Raw genomic sequence first — 18393 nt, forward strand, 5'->3', positions numbered from 1 at the left:
TCAGGGCCGCTGCGGCCCTCGGCCCGGCAGCAACCACGCCGGCAGCAGCGCGAGCCCCAGCAGGGTCGCCGCCACCGCGAACGTGATGCGGAAGCCCGACGGGTCCGTGCCCGCGGCACCCAGGACCACCGACATGAGTGCCGTTCCCACCGATGCCCACACCTGCGCGTTGATGCTCAGCGCCGTGCTCGCCGCGGCCATACGGTCCTTCGGCAGGTCGCGGGTGGCGGTCGTCATCGTCGGCATCAGGACCATGCCCGCGCCGACGCCCATCACCACCGACGCGCCCACGACCCGCCAGGCCGCCGCGCCGTCGACGCCCGTCTGAAGCGCCGTCAGCGCCATGCCGAGCGCCCCCACCACGGTCCCGGCCGGGACCAGGCGGCGCGGCGACACCTTGTCGATACGGCGGGCGGCGATCTGCATCGTCACGCCGACGGCGAGACCGACCGGTGCGCCGAGGAGACCGGCCGCCGTCGCGCTGGTTCCCCGCACCTCCTGCCAGTACATCGGCGCAAGCAGCATCGACCCGAAGTAGCCGCACGTGAACAGCGCGAGCGTGCCGATGCCGACGGCGAAGGTACGGTCGCGCAGCAGCCGTAGGTCCAGCAGCGGGTCGTGGGTCGTCAGCGCCCGCCGCACGAAGGCGGCGACGAGGACCGCGCCGGCGAGCGTGGGCAGGAGGACGCCCGGCGCCGCGAAGTCGCCGCGCTCCCCGCCCCGCGCCAGCCCGAACAGCAGCAGCGCCAGTCCCGGCGAGAGCATCAGCAGTCCCGGCACGTCCAGCCGCGGCGCCGGTGCGGACCCATGGGGCGCGTCCGGTCGCAGCAGCTTCGCCGCGAGGGCCAGCGCGGCCGCTCCCACCGGCAGGTTGACGAGGAAGATCCACTGCCAGGACGCGATGTCGATCAGCCGGCCGCCGAGCACCGGACCGGCGACCGGCCCGACCATGATGGGCAGCCCGAGCAACGCCATGGCGCGCCCCATCCGTTCGCGTTCGGCGACGCGCATCACCATCGCCATGCCGACCGGCATGATCAGCCCGCCGCCGAGCCCCTGCACGGCCCGGAAGGCGATCAGACTGCCCGCGTCCCAGGCGCATGCGGCGAGCAGCGAGCCGAGCGTGAACAGCGACAGTGCCGTGAGGTAGGTGCGCTTGACGCCGATCCGGTCCATCGCCCAGGCCGCGGTCGGGATGACGGCGGCGAGCGCGAGCGTGTACGCGGTGGCGGTCCACTGGATCGTCTCCAGCGGGGCGTGGAACGCCTCGGAGAGTCTGCGCAGTGCCACGTTCACGATGGTCATGTCGAGCACCGTCATCACCGAGCCGGTGATCACGACGACGACCGTGCGGTGGAGGGCGGCGGAGGGGGTGGCGGGCTCCGCCGGAGCCCGCGCCGACTCGGTGGAGGTCATCTGCTTCAGCCCTCGTACGGCCGTGTCGTGCGCGCCTCCCGCAACACCCGTCCCCACCAGTTCAGTTGACCGAGCATGCCCTTGGCCGCACCCTCGCAGACGGCCGCGTCGCGCGGGGTGCCGTCCTCCTCCAGGCCCGACCACGGCCAGTGCAGGCTGACCGAGTCGCGCACGGTCACCGCGTGCAACTCGGCGAAGACCAGCCGGAGTTGCTCGACCGCGCGCAGGCCGCCGCCCAGTCCGCCGTAGGAGACGAAGCCGACCGGCTTGGCCCGCCACTGTACGTAGTGCCAGTCGATGAAGTTCTTCAGCGCGGCAGGAAAGCTGTGGTTGTACTCGGCGGTGACGATCACGAAGGCGTCGGCGGCGGCGATGCGCGGCGTGACGTCCTCCAGCGCGGCGACGGCCTCCGGGCTCGGGGAGCCGCCCCAGTCGGGCATGACCAGCGGCAGCGGCACGTCCGCGAGGTCGATGACGTCCAGTTCGACCCCGTCGTAACCCTCCGCGGCCCCTCGGAACCAGTCGGTGACGGCGGGTCCCCGGCGGCCCTCGCGGACGCTGCCGACGATGACGGCGAGGCGCAGCGGTGTTTCCGTGCCGCCCCCGGGGGCGGCGGTGGGCGTGGTCTCAGTGGCAGGCATGGAAGTATCCCCTCGTCAGTGGGCCGGCCGCCCGATACGGCCGCCCGCACCAGCAAGGTACAACGATCGTTGTAGGAATTACAATGAGCGTTGTACTTCAGGGGTCGCGAGGAGGCGAATGTGGGCAAGGGCAACGAGGCTCGGGTGGAGCAGGCGCGGCGTGAGGTTCCGCCGCGCAGGCTGGAGAAGCAGATGGCCATCGCGAGCGCGTCCTGCAAGGTCTTCGGCCGCGAGGGCTACGCGCGCGCCTCGGTCGACGTGCTCGCCGCCGAGGCGGGCGTCTCGACCCGCACGCTCTACAACCACTTCCCGGGCGGCAAGGCCGAGCTCTTCCGTACGGTCGTGACCTGGACGTCGACCGCTGTGCGGGACGCCCAACTCGCCCGGCTCCACACCCTGTTGGACCTTGAACGGCCGCCCCGCCCGGAGGACCTGGAGCGCGACCTGGTGGCCCTCGCGCGCGCCTTCGTCGCCCTCATGACCGACTTCTCCGACCACTTCGCGCTCGTCCGGCACATCCACGCCGAAGCCGACCATGTGCCGCCCGAGGTCCTCCAGGCGTGGCAGGAGGCGGGTCCGAGCCCGGTCCAGCAGGAGATGGCCGACGCGATGACGGGCCTGGAGGAGGCCGGGCTGCTCGACCTGCACGGCGACGCGCCCATGGCGGGCATCCACTTCCTGGCCCTGATCTCGCACTCCGTCGTCCAGCAGTCCCACTACGGCGTGCGGCCCCTCCCCAAGGGTGAGATCGACCGCATGGTCACGGGAGGTGTGTCGGCGTTCCTGAGGGCGTACAGGGCCGGCTGACCGTCATCCGTTCACTCCCGTGTAGTGCCGCAGCGCCCACCGCCACAGCAGCCGCGCCCCCGCATACGCCAGCACGCCCAGCAGCGGGGAGGCCGCCGCCAGCCAGAACGGGGCACCGGTGTCGTGGCCGTGGCCGGTGAGGACCGCGGCCGGGACGTAGGCGACGAACGCGAGCGGAAGGCCGTACGTCAGGAAGCCGCCCACCGCCTTCGGCAGGACGTTCAGGGGGTAGCTGCCGAAGGTGCCGAGGAGCTCCTCCAGCCAGCGGCCCCAGTAGTCGGCGGCGGGGAAGCGGAGCGAGGCGCAGGCCACCACGGTGAACAGGGCCGCCTCCAGGAGCATGCCGCCGAGCACGGCGGCGATCAGGTACGAGATCCGGCCCGTCGTCCAGTCCAGCCGGCTGCGGCTGAGCGCGCCCACCATCAGGCCCGCCGCGATGGTCAGATCGCCGATCGCGTTGGTGGGGAAGTAGGCGAGCTGGACCTGGCGGTGCACCGGCATGGGGCGGACCAGATAGACGTCGAGCATTCCTTCCTGGATCTGCCGGCCGATGAACGGCAACCGCCCCAGCAGCAGTACGAACAACCCGTGGGCGAGCATCCGGATGGCAGGGATCAGCAGGACGTCCGAGCTGTCCCAGCCGCCCATCCCGGTGAACCGCGCCAGCAGCACCGTCGCGAACACGATCACCGACACCTGCCAGATCGCGCCGACAGCGATGTTCAGCAGGAACTCGGTGCGGTACTCCATCGCGGCACGGATGTTGAGCAAGGTGATGCGCCACGTGATGCGCAGAGACTTCACGGCCTTCAGCGACATCTCAGCCTCCCTGCGCGATGACGCGCTGTGCGGCCCGCCGCCACACCCACCGGGTGAACAGCGCCAGCACGACGACCCAGGCGGCCTGAACGGCCAACTGGGCTCCCGCGTCGGACAGTTCGATCCGGCCTACATAGATCGACAGCGGCACGCTCAGCGTCGCCTGGAAGGGGAGGAAGCCGCTCAGCCTGATGAACCAGTCCGGGAAGAACCACAGCGGCGCGTACACCCCGGACAACAGGTTCTGCGCGAAGATCAGGATCAGCATCGCGGAGTTGTTGCGGATGGTGAAGAAGCACATCTGGTCGAGGACCAGCATCACGTAGTACAGGACCCACTGGCCGAGCAGCATGCTCACCAGGAACACCCCTGCCACGGCCGCCCACACGGGGGGTTCCACGACTCCCGCGGCCAGACAGACCACGTACCCGCCCAGTGCCCACGCCAGCCCGTACAACTGCTCGCCGAGCGCGCGCAGGGCGTAGTAGCGCTGGGGCGGCAGCGGGCGCAGGTACCAGTAGACGATCGTGCCGAAGTGCATGTGCTGAAGCACGGTGTCCCGGCCCGCGTACTGGTCCAACTCCCGCAGCCGGGAGGCGAGTACGGCCATCACCGCATACGTGACCGCCTGGTCGCGGGTCAGTCCGGCGGTGGTGCCGGTGTGCGCGTACAGGCCGCGCCACAGCGACGCCACCAGGACCACCTGGACGGTCAGCCGGAGCAGCACGGCGGTCATCCGGGGCGGCGTGTGCAACTCTCCGAGCGGGGTGACGCGGGCGGCGCGCCAGCCGTGCAGGACCGCCATCTCAGGCTCCTTCCGCCGCGGGCTCGGCATGCACGTACGCGGCCCGCATCACGTCCTCCAGGTCGGCCTCGTCGAGGGCGAGGTCCGTCACCTCGTACCGCTCGATGACGTGCTTCAGCGCCTGGTGCACGGTCGGCGCGTCGGGACCGTCGGGGCCGAAGACCGCCTGTGGGCCGTCGTGCCGGAGCAGCGCGATGCCCGGCAGGGAGCCGACCTCGGTGTGCGGGTCGGTGAGCGTCACCCGTACCTGCCAGGTCGAGCCGTACTTGCGGCGGATCTCGTCGAGGGTGCCGTCCAGGACGAGCCGCCCGTGGTTGATCAGGACGACCCGCTCGGCGAGCCGCTCGACCTCCGTCATGTCGTGGGTGGTGAGCAGGACGGTGCGGCCGCGCTGCTCGACCTGGTGCCGCAGGAACTCCCGCACCTGCTCCTTCACCACGACGTCCATGCCGATGGTCGGCTCGTCGAGGAAGACCACCGGCGGGTCGTGCAGCAGAGCGGCGGCCAGGTCCGAGCGGACGCGCTGGCCGAGGGAGAGGTGGCGGACCCGGGTGTCCCAGAAGGAGGAGAGGGCCAGAAGGTCGTCGAACTCCTTCAGCCTCGCCGCGTGTTCGGCCTTCGGTACCTCGTAGATGTCGCGCAGGATCGCGAACGACTCGCGCACCGGGAGGTCCCACCACAGCTGGGTGCGCTGCCCGAACACCGTGCCGATGTTCCGGGCGTTGCGCTCGCGCTCCTCGTAGGGCACCACGCCCGCGACCCGGCACTCGCCGGACGTGGGGGTGAGGATGCCGGTGAGTATCTTGATGGTGGTGGACTTGCCGGCGCCGTTCGGGCCGAGCAGGGCGAGGAGTTCGCCGGGGGCCACGTCGAAGGTGACGTCCTGGACGGCGTGCTTGGCGACCCGCTCCGGGTTGACCAGGGACCGCAGTGCCCCGGCGAAGCCCGGTCTGCGGACGGTGGTGTGGAACGTACGGGACAGACCGCGGACCTCGATGCTTCGGTTCACGTCGTGAATTCCCTTGCCTCGAACACAAGTTGCGGCCGGTCGGCTTGGAGGGCCGACCGGCCGCTGGCGCATCACGACTGTTGCAAAATGTCGATCAATCGGTCAATGGATTAATGGGCCGTCCAGTTGGACTATTCGATCACCGAGAACACGAACGAGAACTCCGCCGGCTCGGCCTTCAGGAAGTACTGCGGCAGCGGGCCCGGCCCGCACGACTGGGAGCCGATGCCGTGCTGTCCGTGGTCGAGGTTGACCCACACCGTTTCACCGGGCGTGAGGTCGGTGAGGTGCCCGGCCGCGTCCAGCTGCTCGTTCGTCCAGCGGCGGGCGCTGAACCAGAACTCCGGGTCGCCCGCGATCCGCAGCCCGCCCAGCTCCGCCCAGCGGACGTCGGACCGGGCACCGTTCTCCTGCGGACGGACGTACGGCGTCTGTAGCCCGTCCACGGTCGACTGCCAACGCCCCAGCATCGACGCCGACTTGGTGTCCGGGTACGCCTCACCGGGACCGCCGCCGAACCATGTCACCGCGTCCGCCGACGCCAGTTGGAACCGGATGCCCAGCCTGGGCAGCGGCACGGTCCAGTCACCTTCGGGGCGCACGGAGACCATGAGCTTCAGCCGGGTCCCGTCGGAGGTCCAGCGGTACACGGTGTCCAGACCCACCTCCCAGGCGGCGGGCGCCACCCGAGTCCGTACGGTCAGGGAATCGTCTGCCAACTCCACGGATCCCAGGCGGTGTTGCATGCGGTGCAGGCCGAACTTGCGCCACAGCAGGCCGAATCGGACGTCCGACTGCCAAGGCGCTCCGTCGTCGTTGTCGGTGGGCGCCCGCCACACGTCGAGGCGCAGGCCGGTCACGTCGACGCCGCCGATGGACTTCACGGCACCGGTGCGGGCGTCGAAGGAGGCGGGGCCGAGGTGGATGAGGTTCTCGCTCGCGGTGGGGCGTTCGCTCGCCGTGACGGCGGGCTTCACCCGCTCGGTCACGCGGAGTTGGGCCCAGGCGACCTCGTGGTCCTTCGGGGCCCAGGCAGTCTCGTCCGCCAGCCGTGCCCGTACCGTCCACTGACCCTCACCGCTCGGTCCGTCCGGCTGGGGCAGCTTCACCTCGGCCGACTCGCCGGGCGCGAGCGCCGGCACCGACAGCGCCCCGGCCTCGACGGTCTCGCCGTCCACCTGGTACGACCACTCGAAGGCCAGCGCCGACAGGTCGGCGAAGTCGTACGCGTTCGTCACCCGTACGGTGCCGTCCGCGCCGTCCGGCTCGATCCGGACCGGCTCGATCACCTTCTTGTACTCGACGAGTCCCGGGGACGGCGTCCGGTCCGGGAAGACCAGCCCGTCGCAGACGAAGTTGCCGTCGTGCAGTTCCTCGCCGAAGTCGCCGCCGTAGGCGAACCCCAGCTGCGGGTGGGTGACCCCGTGGTCGATCCACTCCCAGATGAAGCCGCCCTGGAGCCGGTCGTGCGACGCGAAGAGCCGCTGGTAGTCGGCGATGCCGCCCGGGCCGTTGCCCATGGCGTGGCCGTACTCGCAGAGAATGAAGGGGAGTTGGCGTCGCTTGTGCGTCCCCCCGTCCAGTCCCTCGCCGATCCGCTCGACCTCGGCGTGCCCCGCGTACATCCGCGAGTACAGGTCCGTGTCACGGCAGTCGATGTCGCCCTCGTAGTGCACGAGGCGCGAGCCGTCCCGGCCGTGGATCCACTCGGCCATCGCGGTCAGGCCGCGACCGGTGCCGGCCTCGTTGCCGAGGGACCAGATGACGACCGACGGGTGGTTCTTGTCGCGTTCGACCATCCGGGCGGCGCGGTCGAGCAGGGCCGGGGTCCAGCGGTCGTCGTCCACGGGGTTGTCGCGCCAGGCCTGCTCGGTGAACCCGTGGGTCTCCAGGTCGCACTCGTCGATGACCCACAGGCCGTACTCGTCGCACAGGTCCAGGAAGGCGGGGTGCGGCGGGTAGTGCGAGGTGCGGACGGCGTTGAGGTTGTGCCGCTTCATCAGCAGCACGTCGGCCCGCATCGTCTCCACGTCGAGGGCGCGGCCCTTCTCCGGGTGCCATTCATGGCGGTTGACGCCCTTGAAGAGGAGGGGTTTGCCGTTGACCTTGATGAGTCCGTCCGCGAGGGCGACCGTCCGGAAGCCGATGCGCAGGGGGACGCGTTCGCCCTCCGTCGCCAGCACGCCGTCGTAGAGGTGCGGGGTCTCGGCGGTCCACGGCCGCACCGGGACCGTCACCGGCTCGCCCGTCGCGACATCGATGTCCAGGGCGGGCACGGTCACCCTGCCGTCGACGTCGGAGTCGACGCGCAGGGTGCCCTCACCGGTGACGTGGTCGTAGTCGGCGTGCACGAAGAAGTCGAGCGCGCTGCCCGCCGGACGGTGCAGCAGCGTCACATCACGGAAGATGCCGGGCAGCCACCACTGGTCCTGGTCCTCCAGATAGGAACCCGCGGACCACTGGTGCACGCGGACGGCCAGGACGTTGCCGGCCGGCTTCAGCAGCAGCCCGACCGCGAACTCGTGCGGCAGGCGCGAGCCCTTGAACTCGCCGAGGTCCGTGCCGTTCAGCCAGACGCGGGCGCACGATTCCACCCCGTCGAAGCGGAGCACGGCGCCGCCGTCGCCGGGCCAGTCCGGCGGCAGGTCGAAGACCCGGACGTGGTCGCCGGTCGGGTTCTCGGTCGGGACGTGCGGCGGGTCCACCGGGAAGGGGTAGAGGTGGTTCGTGTAGATGGGCGACCCGAAAACGCCGCCGCCCTGGAGAACCCAGTGGCCGGGGACCGCGACCTCGGCCCAGTCCCCGGTGTCGTACCCCTCCTCCGCGAAGGATTCGTCCTCGGCGCCGGCCGTCGCGGACAGCCGGAAGCGCCAGTTGCCGTTGAGGGAGAGCGACTTGGCGTCCGAGGACGCGTACCAGGCGCGGGGCGGGAGGGCGCCGCTGCCCGGGGAGACGTTCTCGACGTAGTCGACGGACGGGGTGGTGCGGACAGTCATCGGTCTCCTGGTCTTGAGAAGAGGGCGTCAGCCCTTGATGCCGGTCTGTGCGATCCCCTGGACCAGCCAGCGCTGGAGGAAGAGGAAGACGCACAGCAGGGGCAGGATGGAAATGGCGGTGGCCATGAAGATCGTATGGAAGACGACGGTCTGGTTGGTCATGTAGTTGGACAGCGCGACCTGAACGGTCCACGCGTCCGGGCTCTGGCCGATGACCAGCGGCCAGAGGAAGGCGTTCCAGCCGTTGATGAACGTGATGGTGGCGATCGCCGCGAAGAAGTTCAGCGAGTTGGGCACGACGACACGCCAGTACGCGCCCCAGTAGCCCAGCCCGTCCATGCGCGCCGCCTCCTCCAGCTCCTTGGGGAACCCCAGGAAGTACTGCCGGAACAGGAAGCAGGTGAAACCACTGAAGAGGCCCGGGATGATGAGACCGCGATAGCTGTCCACCCAGCCGAGCGACGAGACCAGCACAAAGCTGGGGACGAAGGTCACGGCGGTCGGGACCATCAGGGTTCCGAGGACGGCGTAGAAGATCTTGTTGGCGTGCTTGTACGGGATACGGGCCAGGCCGTAGCCCGCGAGCGAGCACACCAGCAGGACCCCGACGGTGTGCAGGACGGCGACGACCGTGGAGTTCCACAGCGACTGGGCGAAGGGGACCATCGGGTCGTTGAACAGCTCGCTGATGTTGCCCCACTGGAGGTCCGTGGGGAAGAACTGCCAGTTCTCTCCGGTGATCTCGGGATCGGTGGAGAGGGCGTTGCGGACCAGGATGTAGAACGGGACCAGGAAGAGGAGTGCGGCGACACCGGTGGCGATGTAGAGGCCGGTGGAGCTCATCACGCCGCCTCCGCGCCTGACGCGGCGGGGCTTGTCCGCCGGCCGGGCGGTCTTCTGCGTGTCGGGCATGGTGGTGGTCACTTGGACTCCTCACCCCTTCCGAAGCCCATGATCTTGCCCTGGAGCAGGGTCACGACACAGATGAGAACGGTCAGGATGACCGCGCCCGCGCTGCCCGCGCCGTAGTCCTGGTTCTCACCGAGGGCCTTGTAGTACAGCTCGACCAGGGGCGGACGGCCCCATGTGGTCTTCTGGAGCAGGTTGAAGAACTCGTCGAAGGCCTGGTACGCGGCGATGAGCAGCAGCAGGACCACGGCGGTCGAGGTGGCCCGCAGCTGGGGCAGGGTGATGTACCGGAAGGTCTGCCAGCCGGGCTTGGCGCCGTCGATGGCGGCCGCCTCGTACAGCTCGTCCGGGATGTTCTGGAGCGCGGCCAGGAACAGGATCATGTAGAAGCCGGACTGGAGCCACAGCCGGGCGCTGACGATGACCAGCCAGTACCAGGGCGGATTGGGGTCGGCCAGCCAGGCGATGTTCTCGATCCCGAACCAGCCGAGGACCGTGTTCATCAGGCCGAAGCGGACGCCGCTGAAGATGGACATCTTCCAGATGAGCGAGGCCGCGACATAGCTCACCGCGGTCGGCAGGAAGAAGACCGAGCGGAAGAAGGCCCGCATGAACCGCAGCCGGTTCACCACGAGGGCGAGGGCCAGCGAGAAGGCCCAGGTGGTGGGCACGATGAACGCGGCGAAGACGGTGAAGGTGCCGAGCGAACCGACGAAGTCGTCGTTCGTCAGCATGTGCACGTAGTTGTCGAAGCCGATGAACCTCTCCGGGGTGACCGTGAAGCGGGCCTCGAAGAAGCTGAGATAGGCGCTCCAGATGATCGGTACGTAGACGAAGATCGCCAGACCGATCAGGAACGGACCCGTGAAGAGCCAGAAGTTGAAGGTGCTGCTGCCCCGCAGCCCCCGCCGCGGCTTGGCCGGTGAGGCCTTCGCCGGGGCAGGGCTCGCGAGGTCGAGCTCGGTGCTCGTCGACATGTCGCTGTCCGTCCGCCGGCCTATCCGAAGAGCTTCTTGAGCTCGCGGTTGATCGCCTTGTCGGCCTTGTCGAGAGACGCCTCCGGATCACCGTCCTTGCGGACGGAGTCGGCGAAGACGTCCTCCAGCGCGGTGATCATGGCCTGGGTCCAGCCGATGTTGTCGAAGTGGCCGAACTCGTTGAAGAGCTTGACGCCCTCCGCCGGCAGGCCCGACTTGAGCTTGGTGGCGCTCTCGGCGATCGACGTGCGCGGCGGTATGTGGAAGCCGAAGGCGGTGGCCCACTCCTCCTGGTACTTCTTCTGGTCGATCCACAGCCACTTCACGAACTCCTTGGCCGCGTCGACGTTCTTGCCCTTGGCGTTGACGAACATCGACCAGCCGCCGTTGTAGACCGACTGCTTGCCGGAGTCGACGGTCTTCGGGAAGGGGAAGACACCGAGGTCGTCGCCGAGGGTCTGCTGGAACTGCGGCATCGCCCACATTCCGCAGAACTGCATGGCGCACAGCCCCTGGTTGAGGGCGGAGGGGTCCCAGTAGTCGGTGGGCGCGTCGAGGAGCAGGTCGCCGCTGGTGAACAGCTTGCGCATCTTCTTCAGGCCCTCGATGACGCCGTCCGTGTGGTAGGCGATCTCGTTCTTCTCGTCGAGGGTGTCCGCGCCTGCCGACCAGATCATCGGGCTGATGACCGCATGCAGGTCGTTGCCGAGGTAGAGGCCCTTGACCTTGCTGGTGGTGAGCTTGGCGGCGGTCTCGATCAGCTCGTCGAGGGTCTGCGGCACCTCCACGCCGGCCTTCTCGAAGAGGGAGGGGCGGTAGAAGAAGAACTGCGGGTCGTCGATCATGCGGACGCCGTATATCTTGCCGTCCACCGTGTGGGAGGTGATGTCGGCCGGGTTGAAGTCGTCCTTGACCGGCTCGACGATGTCGGTCAGGTCCGCCACCTGGCCGCTCTTCACCATCTGGATCTGCGGGTGGAACTCGAAGAGGTCCGGCGCGTTGTCGGTGAGCAGCGTCGCGAAGAGCTTGCTCTCGAAGTCGGCGCTGGTGATCCACTGCGTGGTGACGTTCGCCTCGCCGTAGGCCTTCGCGTACTTCTTGATCGCCTGCTCGGTCCCCGCCTCGCCGTACGCGTGGAAGTACTGCACGAGTGCGTCGCCCGAACCCCCACCGCTGCGACCGGTGTTGCCGCCGCACGCGGCCAGCCCCCCGGCGGCGGCCAGACCCATCGCGGCCCGCAGAACGGATCGGCGGTCCCAGTTGCTGTTGCTCAGTGCCGACATGATGACGTCCTTGTCTCGAGTGCGGCTGCGGCTCCACGGCTCGGCGGCCGGTGGCTCAACCGGTGGCTCAATTCGGCTTGCGGTGCGGGACGTTAACCTTCGGCTAAGGCTTCGGCAAGGGGTTGGACGAAGCCTGTGCGAAGCGTTGTGCAGTGTTCGGAATACCGGACGTGACAAGGGGGCGGACCGCCGCACCAGCGGCCCGCCGACCCGTCGATCAGGAAGGGTTACCGACGGAACCAGGCCTGGTTGGTCCCGCCGCCGCAGCGGTAGAGGATCACCTTGCTGCCGTCGGCGGTGGCCTGTCCGCCGACGTCCAGGCACTTGCCGGACGCCTCGCTCACGATCTGCCCGTTGGAATTGAGCAGCCAGCGCTGACCGGCGTCACCCGTGAAGGCCGCGCTCGTCGTCAGGCCCGAGCTCCCGGCCGTCAGATACCCGCCGGCGCCCTTCAGCGCGCCCTTCGCGTCGTACGACCAGTCCTGCGCGTCCTCGCCCGTGCAGGCGTTGATCGCGGCCCCGGAGGCGTCCGCCGTCAGGCACTTGCCGGACTGCGCGCCCTGCCAGGCGCCGGTGACGGCCGAACTGCCGTGCCGCTTCTGGTCGAAGACGTACGTCGTGATGGAGCGGGCGGGGAGCGAGGCGGAGACGGTCGATCCGCTCACCTCCGGCCTGGCGGCCTTCGCCCAGTTCTCATCCGCCGAAGTTCGCACGGCCTGCGTCGCCCGCAGGGGCGTCTTGCTGTTGAAGTGCAGGTTCAGGGAACTTTCGGTCGTGTTGTGGTTGTTGACCACGACGACCCACTTGCCGTTCCGGTCGTACGTCGACACCTCGACCCCGTCGGGCGCCCCGGTCACGTTGTGCGCGACCGAGCCCGGCTTCACGAACTTGCTGTACTGGCCGAGTGCGTAGTAGCGCTTGGTGAAGTACAGGGTCTGGTTGCCGTTGGCGGCGTAGTTCGGGTCGTAGTAGATCAGGCCGTCGTTCCAGCCGTCGTCGTTCTTCGCGTACGGGTCGCTGCCGATCATCTCCGACAGGGCGACCCACCAGTGGAACGCCGAGTCGTGCGCGGTCGCGAAGTCCTTGTAGATGATCCGGGAGAGGTTCAGACCGCCGTCGATCGTCGGGTCGTACTCCTGCGCCCAGCCGGTGCCGCCCTTGCCGAAGCAGCAGTCCTCGGTCGACCAGGACTCGATGCCGACCTGCTTGGCCGTCTCGTAGACCTGCGCCCGGTTGGCGTCGCTGGGGTTGTCGTAGGTGTGATGGGCGAGCTTGTCGACGTACCGGGCCGTGTCCGGCTGCGAGATCCACCGGGGGACCTCGTCGTTGAACTTGACCGTGCTGGTGGACTCGTCGGCGATGATGCCGGTCTTCTGGTGCCGTGCGTCCTGCTCGGCACCCAGCGCCCGCACGATGTCGTCGCGCTGATCGACGTCGACCAGCATGCCCTCCTGGCCGCAGGAGTCGAAGCTGTTCGTCGGCTCGTTGAAGGGGCTGATGTGGTCGAACTTCTGGCCCAGTTTGCCGAAGTGGTCGGTGACGTCGGCGACGTACTCCGCGAAGTCCTGCTCGTTCTCCGCCTTCAGATAACCGCCGCAGCTCTTGCCGTTGGTCTTCCACTCGGCGGGCGCGCTGTTCACGAAGGCGACGAGGTTCTCGACGCCGTACTTCGCGGCGTAGGACAGGAACGTACGGCCGCCCTTGTCCTTGCTCCAGTCGTACGTCCCGTCGTCGCCCCGGAAGTCCTCGGGGGCGCGGGACGGGGTGGTGACCGCGGTGCCGCCACCGCCGATGTTGTAGCGGTAGTTGCTCAGGTCGAGGCCACTGGAGGAGAACAGCAGTTTCGCCACCCGGGCTTGGACCTTCGGGTCGAAGTTCTTCAGGTCGTTGACCCACCAGGCGCCGGACGCACCGATGTTGTCGATGGTCTGGGCGGCGTAGGGGGAGACCTCGGCGGCCACCGGGGCGGCGGCGCTCGCGGGCGGGGCGGATATGAGGGGGCCCGCGACAGCGAGTGCGGCTGCGGCTGTCAGGAGGGCTGATCTGTGGGTGCGGGGGTGAGTCATGTGCATGTGCATCCCTTCCGTCGTCATGAAGGCGGTGCGGTACGGCTCCTTGCGGGGGTGGTGCGTTTGGCGGTCCTCTGCCCGACGGACTGGAGGGCCCCTTCGAGCGCGAACGTCGCCGCGCCCAGGCACGCCGGGTCGGTGGGGATCGGGGAGAGGACGATCTCGGTGGCGGCCATCGGCCGCGGCAGCGCGTGCCGGGCGACGGCCTCGCGCACCTCGGCGACCAGGGGTTCGCCGAGGGCGGCCGCGACCCAGCTGCTGAGCACGACCACTTCGGGGTTGAACAGGTTGACCAGGTCGGCGATGCCGGCGCCGAGGTAACGGGCGGTGTCCCGGACCACCTTGATCGCCACCGGGTCGTGATCCCGTACGCCCCGGGCCAGCGCGGCGATGGTGGCCGTCTGGTCCTCCGGGTGCAGCAGTGTGCTGCCGGGACTCAACTCCCGTAGGTTCAGCATGATTCCGGGTGCGCCGACATACGTCTCCACACAGCCGTGGTTGCCGCAGCGGCACAGCCGTCCGTCCAGGACGATCGTGTTGTGGCCCCACTCGCCGGCGCTGTTGCTCACCCCGCGGTGCAGCCCGCCGCCCAGGATGAGCCCGGCGCCCACTCCGGTCCCGAGGTTGACCACCACGGCGTCCCCGCGCCCGCGCACGGCCCCGAACCACAGCTCGGCCACCGCGCCGGCCCGCAGCGGGTTGTCCAGGTACAGGGGGTAGGCGATCTGCTCGGTGAGCAGGTCGAGCAGCGGTACGTCGTGCCAGTCCCAATTGGGGGCGTACTCCGAGATGCCGGTCGCCCGGTCCACCTGCCCCGGCACGCTCACCCCGACGCCCAGCACCCGCGCGCCCTCGATCCCGGCCTGCGCGACCACGGAACCGACGGTGGCGGCGACATGGCCGACCATCTGCTCGGGGAGGCTCTCGCCGGGGCGGACGTCCTCCTCGGCGCGGGCCAGCACGTTCAGAGCGAGGTCGAACAGCTCGACATGGACGTACGTCTCCGCGATGTCGACGCCGATCAACGCGCCCCCCGACGCGTTGACCGCCACGAGTCCCCGGGGCCGGCCCCCCGCCGAGTCCTCGAACCCGACCTCCGTGATCATGCGGAGGTCGAGCAGTTCACCGACGAGCGTGGCGACCGTGGCGAGGCTCAGCCCGGTGGCGGCCGCCAGCTCCTGCCGGGAGGTGGGGGACCGGGCGATGATCTGGCGCAGCACTTCATAGCGGTTCGCGGTGCGGATGTCGCGTGATGTGCCGCGCTTCATCGAGGTCCCTTCGCTCACGCGCGCCGGTGCGCGTACTTCGGCCGGGGGTCCGGGGGTTGTCCCCCGGGAAGACACAGCACCGGGTGCCCCATCCCTTCCAGCCGGGCCGGGGTCGACATCGGCACCGGCGCGGCGCAAGGTTATGGGCTGCCCGGACTTTCGACAAGGGGTTAGGAAAGGGGGTGGAGAAAGTCCCTGCCGGTTCAGTCGGCCAGGATGTCCCGCACGAAGGCGTTGGCGAATGTGCCGCTGGGGTCGAGTGCCCCGGCCAGCGCGCGGAAGTCGCCCAGCCGCGGATACCGTTCCCGCACCACCCGCGGGGCCTCGGCGAACACCTTCCCCCAGTGGGGCCGTGCATCGAGGCCGTCCAGCGCCTTCTCCACCGCCCGCACCACCGGCAGTACCGCCTCCAGGTCCTCGATCCAGGTGAAGTGCACGGCCACGGTGTCCCGCCCGTACGCCGGACTCAGCCACTGTGTGTCGGCGGCGACCGTGCGCACCTCGCAGGTCTGGAGCACGGGCGCCATCGTCGTACGGATCGCGTCCAGCGCGTGCAGCATGTCGAGGGCGTACGGCCGTGGCAGCAGGTACTCCGACTGGAGCTCGGCGCCGCTGCTGGGCGTGAACTCCGCCCGGAAATGCGGCAGTCGCTCGTGCCACGGCCCCGCCACCCCGAACTGCTCGGTGCAGTTGACGGCGGACATACCCGGCACCGGGTGCATCTTCTCGGTGGCGGGCGCCGCCCACGGGAAGTCCGGCAGCGGCTGGTCGGTACGCCGCTTCAGCCACACCTGCCGGAAGCCCGGCTCGCGCCAGTCGGTGAACAGGCTGACGCTGTACGCCGTCGCCGCCACGGTCTCGAAGTCCAGCCCGGCGAGCGGCAGTTCGGTGAAGACATGCTGCTCGACCTCGAAGTCCGGCTCCAGGTCCAGGGTGAGCGCGGTGACGGCACCGAGGGCGCCGAGGGAGGTGACGGAGCCGCCGAACCGTTCGTCGCCCCGCCCGACGACGACGGTCGAACCGTCCGCCGTGACGATCTCCACCTCTCGCACGGGGGCGGCGAGCGACCCGTTGCGGATGCCCGACCCGTGCGTACCGGTCGCCACCGAACCGGCCACGGAGATGTGCGGCAGGGATGCCATGTTCGGCAGCGCCAGAGCGTGCTCGTGGATCCGGCGGGCCAGCTCGGCGTAGCGGACGCCGCCTCCCACCCGTACCGTGCGGGCCGCCGTGTCGACGTCGACCTCGGCCGGCATCCCGGCCAGCGACACCAGCGCCCCGTCGACACCCGGCTCGGCGATCTCGTTGAAGGAGTGCCCGCTGCCCAGCACCCGTACGTGGTCGCTTTCGGCCACGAGCGTGCGCAGCGCGTCGAGCGAGTGCGGACGGTGCAGTTCCTTGGCGGTGTACGTGATGTTGCCCGCCCAGTTGGTCACGGTCTCGGCCATGCGGTCGCCCCTCCCGAGGTATGCGAGAACGAGGAATGCGAGAACCAGGAATTCCCAGGTGGAAACTACCCTGGCCGGCAACACGAGGCCCCCCGCCCCCACCCGCGCTTCCGCGGGGGCATACCGTGAGGAGTCGAACGCCTGAGCCGGGAGGAGACACGGGATGGGCAGCCGTACCGCGCTGGTCGAGGATCTGATGGAGCGCTTTCCGCATGTGCCGCGGGAGGCCGTCTTCAAAGAGGACCTGCTGCGCGGCGGTGTGGCCTTCGACCCCTCCGCGCTGAGTGACAACGAAGGCGGGGAGGTGAAGCCGAAGTCGTACTTCATCTTCTCCTTCGACCACGGCACCCTGCCCGAGCTGGGCGAGGCCGCGCTGCGCCGGCCGCCGGAGGAGATCGTCCTCACGGGCGGGCCGTACGACCTGCGGCGCACCGTCGTCTCCGTACGCGTGAACCCGGCGTCGCCGTACCGCGTCGCGGCCTCCGAGGACGGCATGCTCGGCCTCTACCTCGACGGCAAGCGCATCGCCGACGTGGGCGTGCCCCCCATGCCGGAGTACTACCGCCACAAACTCTCCAACGGAAAGTCGGTCATGGAGGTGGCCCCGACCATCCAGTGGGGCTACCTGATCTACCTGACCGCGTTCCGAGTCTGCCAGTACTTCGGCGCCAAGGAGGAGTGCCAGTACTGCGACATCAACCACAACTGGCGCCAGCACAAGGCGGCCGGCCGCCCGTACACGGGCGTGAAGGACGTCGACGAGGTCCTTGAGGCCCTCGAGATCATCGACAAGTACGACACCGCGAAGACGTCCACCGCGTACACGCTCACCGGTGGCGCGATCACGTCGAAGGTCCAGGGCCTGGACGAGGCGGACTTCTACGGGCGGTACGCCAAGGCCATCGAGGAGCACTTCCCCGGCCGCTGGATCGGCAAGGTCGTCGCCCAGGCGCTGCCCAAGGACGACGTCCAGCGGTTCAAGGACTACGGCGTGCAGATCTACCACCCCAACTACGAGGTGTGGGACGAGTACCTCTTCAAGATGTACTGCCCGGGCAAGGAGCGTTACGTCGGCCGCGACGAGTGGCACAAGCGGATCCTCGACTCGGCGGAGATCTTCGGCGCGCGCAACGTGATCCCCAACTTCGTGGCGGGCGTGGAGATGGCCGAGCCCTTCGGCTTCACCACCGTCGACGAGGCCATCGCGTCGACCACCGAGGGCCTGCGCTTCTTCATGTCGCAGGGCATCACGCCGCGGTTCACCACCTGGTGCCCCGAGCCCACGACCCCGCTCGGCAAGGCCAACCCGCAGGGTGCCCCGCTGGAGTACCACATCCGGCTCCTGGAGGCCTACCGCGCCACCATGGACGACTTCGGTCTGTCCTCGCCGCCCGGATACGGCCCGCCCGGACCCGGCCGCGCGGTGTTCTCCGTCAGCTCCTTCATGGACAGCCTCAAGGCACAGGACGCCGCCGAGGTCTGAGACCGCACAGGACGTAGCCGCGGAGACCTTGCCGAACCCGTCCGGCGGGACCTGCGAGTTCGTCCGCGTCCTCGACCGTCACGAAGATCCCCTGGAGCAGGGCCGGTCGTCGTGCAATCGCGGCGGCGAGTACCACATGGAGCCCATGACCTGGTCCGTCGTGGACACGAACGCGATGACCGACTGGGTCACGGTCTACGGCCTCGCGCCGCGGGGAGCGGCCGGCGTCCGGGTCGCCTGGGACGGCGGCCGGGTCCTGGATCACATTGATGTCGGCAGGGATCGATACTTCTTGGCGTTCCTTCCGTATGACTCTCGTAGTAACGAAGAGTGGGTGGAGCAGTACAGGACGGAGTTCCTCGACGCCGACGGCCGGGTCGTGGCGGTGGAGCAGTCGCGCCGCGTATCCGTCGGTCACAGGATTTGAATAGCGCGCTTGTCAGTTGTGTGGGGAACGTGAAAG

15 protein-coding genes are annotated in these 18393 nt (G+C 69.2%); 3 read left to right on the top strand and 12 right to left on the bottom strand.

The genetic code is table 11. The annotated features are described in order from the left end of the window. Together KCH87_RS05135 and KCH87_RS05140 are read right to left on the bottom strand one after the other, a co-directional pair. Complete coding sequence (locus KCH87_RS05135; RefSeq protein ID WP_210584490.1) at positions 1-1416, bottom strand: DHA2 family efflux MFS transporter permease subunit; 1416 nt, start codon at positions 1414-1416, stop codon at positions 1-3. A 5-nt stretch (positions 1417-1421) separates the two neighbouring features. Next, positions 1422-2057 (bottom strand): NADPH-dependent FMN reductase, encoded by a 636-nt coding sequence (locus KCH87_RS05140; protein ID WP_210584492.1) that lies wholly within the window; start codon positions 2055-2057, stop codon positions 1422-1424. Positions 2058-2177: 120 nt separating this feature from the next. Between KCH87_RS05140 and KCH87_RS05145 the strand changes: the two genes are divergently transcribed. Next, entirely contained in the window at positions 2178-2864 is a 687-nt protein-coding gene (locus KCH87_RS05145; RefSeq protein WP_210584494.1) for a TetR/AcrR family transcriptional regulator, read from the top strand. Between the two features lie 3 nt (positions 2865-2867). On the opposite strand, the gene KCH87_RS05150 is transcribed toward KCH87_RS05145, so the two are convergent. From KCH87_RS05150 to KCH87_RS05195, 10 genes are all read right to left on the bottom strand, one after another. After that, on the bottom strand, positions 2868-3683 hold the full coding sequence (locus KCH87_RS05150; RefSeq protein WP_247195709.1) for an ABC transporter permease: 816 nt from the start codon (positions 3681-3683) through the stop codon (positions 2868-2870). A gap of 1 nt (position 3684) precedes the next feature. Then, complete coding sequence (locus KCH87_RS05155) at positions 3685-4488, bottom strand: ABC-2 family transporter protein (RefSeq protein ID WP_210584495.1); 804 nt, start codon at positions 4486-4488, stop codon at positions 3685-3687. Position 4489: 1 nt separating this feature from the next. Further along, positions 4490-5497: an ATP-binding cassette domain-containing protein gene (locus KCH87_RS05160; RefSeq protein WP_210584496.1), complete on the bottom strand. Its 1008-nt coding sequence runs from the start codon at positions 5495-5497 to the stop codon at positions 4490-4492. 131 nt (positions 5498-5628) lie between these two features. After that, on the bottom strand, positions 5629-8493 hold the full coding sequence (locus KCH87_RS05165; protein WP_210584497.1) for a glycoside hydrolase family 2 TIM barrel-domain containing protein: 2865 nt from the start codon (positions 8491-8493) through the stop codon (positions 5629-5631). Between the two features lie 27 nt (positions 8494-8520). Beyond that, a complete protein-coding gene (locus KCH87_RS05170; RefSeq protein WP_374198957.1) occupies positions 8521-9417 on the bottom strand; it encodes a carbohydrate ABC transporter permease in 897 nt (298 codons plus the stop codon). After that, on the bottom strand, positions 9414-10379 hold the full coding sequence (locus KCH87_RS05175) for a carbohydrate ABC transporter permease (protein WP_210584498.1): 966 nt from the start codon (positions 10377-10379) through the stop codon (positions 9414-9416). Before KCH87_RS05175 ends, KCH87_RS05170 begins: the two co-directional genes overlap by 4 nt. A gap of 20 nt (positions 10380-10399) precedes the next feature. Continuing rightward, the gene (locus tag KCH87_RS05180) at positions 10400-11662 is read right to left on the bottom strand and encodes an ABC transporter substrate-binding protein (protein ID WP_210584499.1); all 1263 of its coding nucleotides are present in this window, start codon (positions 11660-11662) and stop codon (positions 10400-10402) included. 227 nt (positions 11663-11889) lie between these two features. Next, entirely contained in the window at positions 11890-13734 is a 1845-nt protein-coding gene (locus KCH87_RS05185) for a glycoside hydrolase (RefSeq protein ID WP_210584501.1), read from the bottom strand. Positions 13735-13751: 17 nt separating this feature from the next. Beyond that, positions 13752-14999, bottom strand: coding sequence for an ROK family protein (locus KCH87_RS05190; RefSeq protein ID WP_210584503.1), 1248 nt, complete (start codon positions 14997-14999; stop codon positions 13752-13754). Between the two features lie 203 nt (positions 15000-15202). Beyond that, positions 15203-16447: an FAD-binding protein gene (locus KCH87_RS05195; protein WP_210584504.1), complete on the bottom strand. Its 1245-nt coding sequence runs from the start codon at positions 16445-16447 to the stop codon at positions 15203-15205. A gap of 163 nt (positions 16448-16610) precedes the next feature. Between KCH87_RS05195 and KCH87_RS05200 the strand changes: the two genes are divergently transcribed. Both KCH87_RS05200 and KCH87_RS05205 read left to right on the top strand, forming a co-directional pair. Continuing rightward, positions 16611-17930, top strand: coding sequence for a radical SAM protein (locus KCH87_RS05200; RefSeq protein WP_210584506.1), 1320 nt, complete (start codon positions 16611-16613; stop codon positions 17928-17930). Positions 17931-17958: 28 nt separating this feature from the next. Continuing rightward, positions 17959-18357: a hypothetical protein gene (locus KCH87_RS05205; RefSeq protein WP_210584507.1), complete on the top strand. Its 399-nt coding sequence runs from the start codon at positions 17959-17961 to the stop codon at positions 18355-18357. The last annotated feature ends 36 nt before the right edge of the window (positions 18358-18393 follow it).

Source organism: Streptomyces sp. GESEQ-35, from assembly GCF_017948485.1.
Lineage (GTDB): Bacteria > Actinomycetota > Actinomycetes > Streptomycetales > Streptomycetaceae > Streptomyces.